1 rRNA gene is annotated in these 2,809 nt (G+C 52.9%); it reads right to left on the bottom strand.

Features of this window, described 5'->3' with window-relative positions:
- Positions 1-96: 96 nt before the first annotated feature.
- Positions 97-2,809: ribosomal RNA gene (locus tag A612_RS00690) — 23S ribosomal RNA — on the bottom strand; the annotation flags it as partial.

Here is a 2,809-nt window from a genome sequence, read left to right as displayed (position 1 = left end):
GGGGGGGGTGTTTGATTGCGCCAGCAGGCATATGTTGTTTGCTTGCATGGTTTTGGTGTTGTGTCCTGTCGTGCTTTTTTTTGCAGTCAAGGTTATAGGGTCAAGCCTCACGGGCAATTAGTACTGGTTAGCTTCATGCATTGCTGCACTTACACACCCAGCCTATCAACGTCGTGGTCTACAACGACCCTTCAGGGGGCTCAAGGCCCCGGCAGATCTCATCTTGAGACGAGTTTCCCGCTTAGATGCTTTCAGCGGTTATCTCTTCCACACTTAGCTACTCGGCGGTGCCACTGGCGTGACAACCGATACACCAGAGGTGTGTCCACTCCGGTCCTCTCGTACTAGGAGCAGGCTCTCTCAAATCTGCAGCGCCCACGGAAGATAGGGACCAAACTGTCTCACGACGTTTTAAACCCAGCTCACGTACCTCTTTAAATGGCGAACAGCCATACCCTTGGGACCGACTACAGCCCCAGGATGAGATGAGCCGACATCGAGGTGCCAAACACCGCCGTCGATATGAACTCTTGGGCGGTATCAGCCTGTTATCCCCAGAGTACCTTTTATCCGTTGAGCGATGGCCCTTCCATACAGAACCACCGGATCACTATGTCCTGCTTTCGCATCTGCTCGACTTGTCAGTCTCGCAGTTAAGCACGCTTATGCCATTGCACTATCGCCACGATGTCCGACCGTAGCTAGCGTACCTTCGAACTCCTCCGTTACGCTTTAGGAGGAGACCGCCCCAGTCAAACTGCCTACCATGCACTGTCCCCGATCCCGATAAGGGACCTGGGTTAGAACCTCAAACGCACCAGGGTGGTATTTCAACGTCGGCTCCAGGCAAACTAGCGTCTGCCCTTCAAAGCCTCCCACCTATGCTACACAGATCCGTTCAAAGTCCAATACAAAGCTACAGTAAAGGTTCATGGGGTCTTTCCGTCTTTCCGCGGGGAGATTGCATCATCACAAACATTTCAACTTCGCTGAGTCTCAGGAGGAGACAGCGTGGCCATCGTTACGCCATTCGTGCAGGTCGGAACTTACCCGACAAGGAATTTCGCTACCTTAGGACCGTTATAGTTACGGCCGCCGTTTACTGGGACTTCAATCAAGAGCTTGCACCCCATCATTTAATCTTCCAGCACCGGGCAGGCGTCACACCCTATACGTCCACTTTCGTGTTTGCAGAGTGCTGTGTTTTTATTAAACAGTCGCAGCCACCGATTCATTGCAACCGCTTTGGGCTCCCCCTGTACAGGTTCACCTACTTGCGGCATACCTTCTCCCGAAGTTACGGTATCAATTTGCCGAGTTCCTTCTCCTGAGTTCTCTCAAGCGCCTTAGAATACTCATCTCGCGCACCAGTGTCGGTTTGCGGTACGGTCGTCAATAGCTGAAGCTTAGTGGCTTTTCCTGGAAGCAGGGTATCACTCACTTCGGCAGCAAGCTGCCTCGTTATCACCCCTCATCTCAGATCCCCGGATTTGCCTAAGGACCACGACTACAGGCTTGAACCACCTATTCCAACAGGTGGCTGAGCTAACCTTCTCCGTCCCCACATCGCACTATTGATCGGTACGGGAATATTGACCCGTTTCCCATCAGCTACGCATCTCTGCCTCGCCTTAGGGGCCGACTCACCCTACGCCGATGAACGTTGCGTAGGAAACCTTGCGCTTACGGCGAGCGGGCTTTTCACCCGCTTTAACGCTACTCATGTCAGCATTCGCACTTGTGATACCTCCAGCAGCCCTCCCGAGCTGCCTTCACAGGCTTACACAACGCTCTCCTACCACGCACAGCAAAACTGTGCATCCGCAGCTTCGGTAACTGGCTTGAGCCCCGTTACATCTTCCGCGCAGGACGACTCGATCAGTGAGCTATTACGCTTTCTTTAAATGATGGCTGCTTCTAAGCCAACATCCTGACTGTCTTAGCCTTCCCACTTCGTTTCCCACTTAGCCAATTTTAGGGACCTTAGCTGGCGGTCTGGGTTGTTTCCCTCTTGAGTCCGGACGTTAGCACCCGGTGCTCTGTCTCCCGCGCTGTACTCTTCGGTATTCGGAGTTTGCCTTGGTTTGGTAAGTCGCCATGACCCCCTAGCCAAAACAGTGCTCTACCCCCGAAGGTAATACGCGAGGCACTACCTAAATAGTTTTCGGAGAGAACCAGCTATTTCCAAGTTTGTTTAGCCTTTCACCCCTATCCACAGCTCATCCGCTAGTTTTGCAACACCAGTCGGTTCGGACCTCCAGTACCTGTTACAGCACCTTCATCCTGGCCATGGATAGATCACTTGGTTTCGGGTCTACACCCAGCGACTAATTCGCCCTGTTCGGACTCGGTTTCCCTGCGCCTCCCCTACTCGGTTAAGCTCGCCACTGAATGTAAGTCGCTGACCCATTATACAAAAGGTACGCAGTCACCCTTGCGGGCTCCTACTTTTTGTAAGCATGCGGTTTCAGGATCTATTTCACTCCCCTCCCGGGGTTCTTTTCGCCTTTCCCTCACGGTACTGGTTCACTATCGGTCGATGATGAGTATTTAGCCTTGGAGGATGGTCCCCCCATGTTCAGACAGGATTTCACGTGTCCCGCCCTACTTGTCTCTAGCCTAGTACCACCGATCGGTTTTCGCATACGGGGCTATCACCCACTATGGCCGGCCTTTCCATGCCGCTTTGCTAACCCATCGACTATCACTAGAAGGCTCCTCCGATTTCGCTCGCCACTACTTTCGGAATCTCGGTTGATGTCTTTTCCTCGAGCTACTGAGATGTTTCAGTTCACCCGGTTCGCCTCAA

The organism is Melaminivora alkalimesophila, from assembly GCF_000282995.1.
Lineage (GTDB): Bacteria > Pseudomonadota > Gammaproteobacteria > Burkholderiales > Burkholderiaceae_C > Melaminivora > Melaminivora alkalimesophila.
The sequence above is the reverse complement of the archived record's forward strand: the minus strand, read 5'-3'. Positions and strand labels throughout refer to the sequence as shown.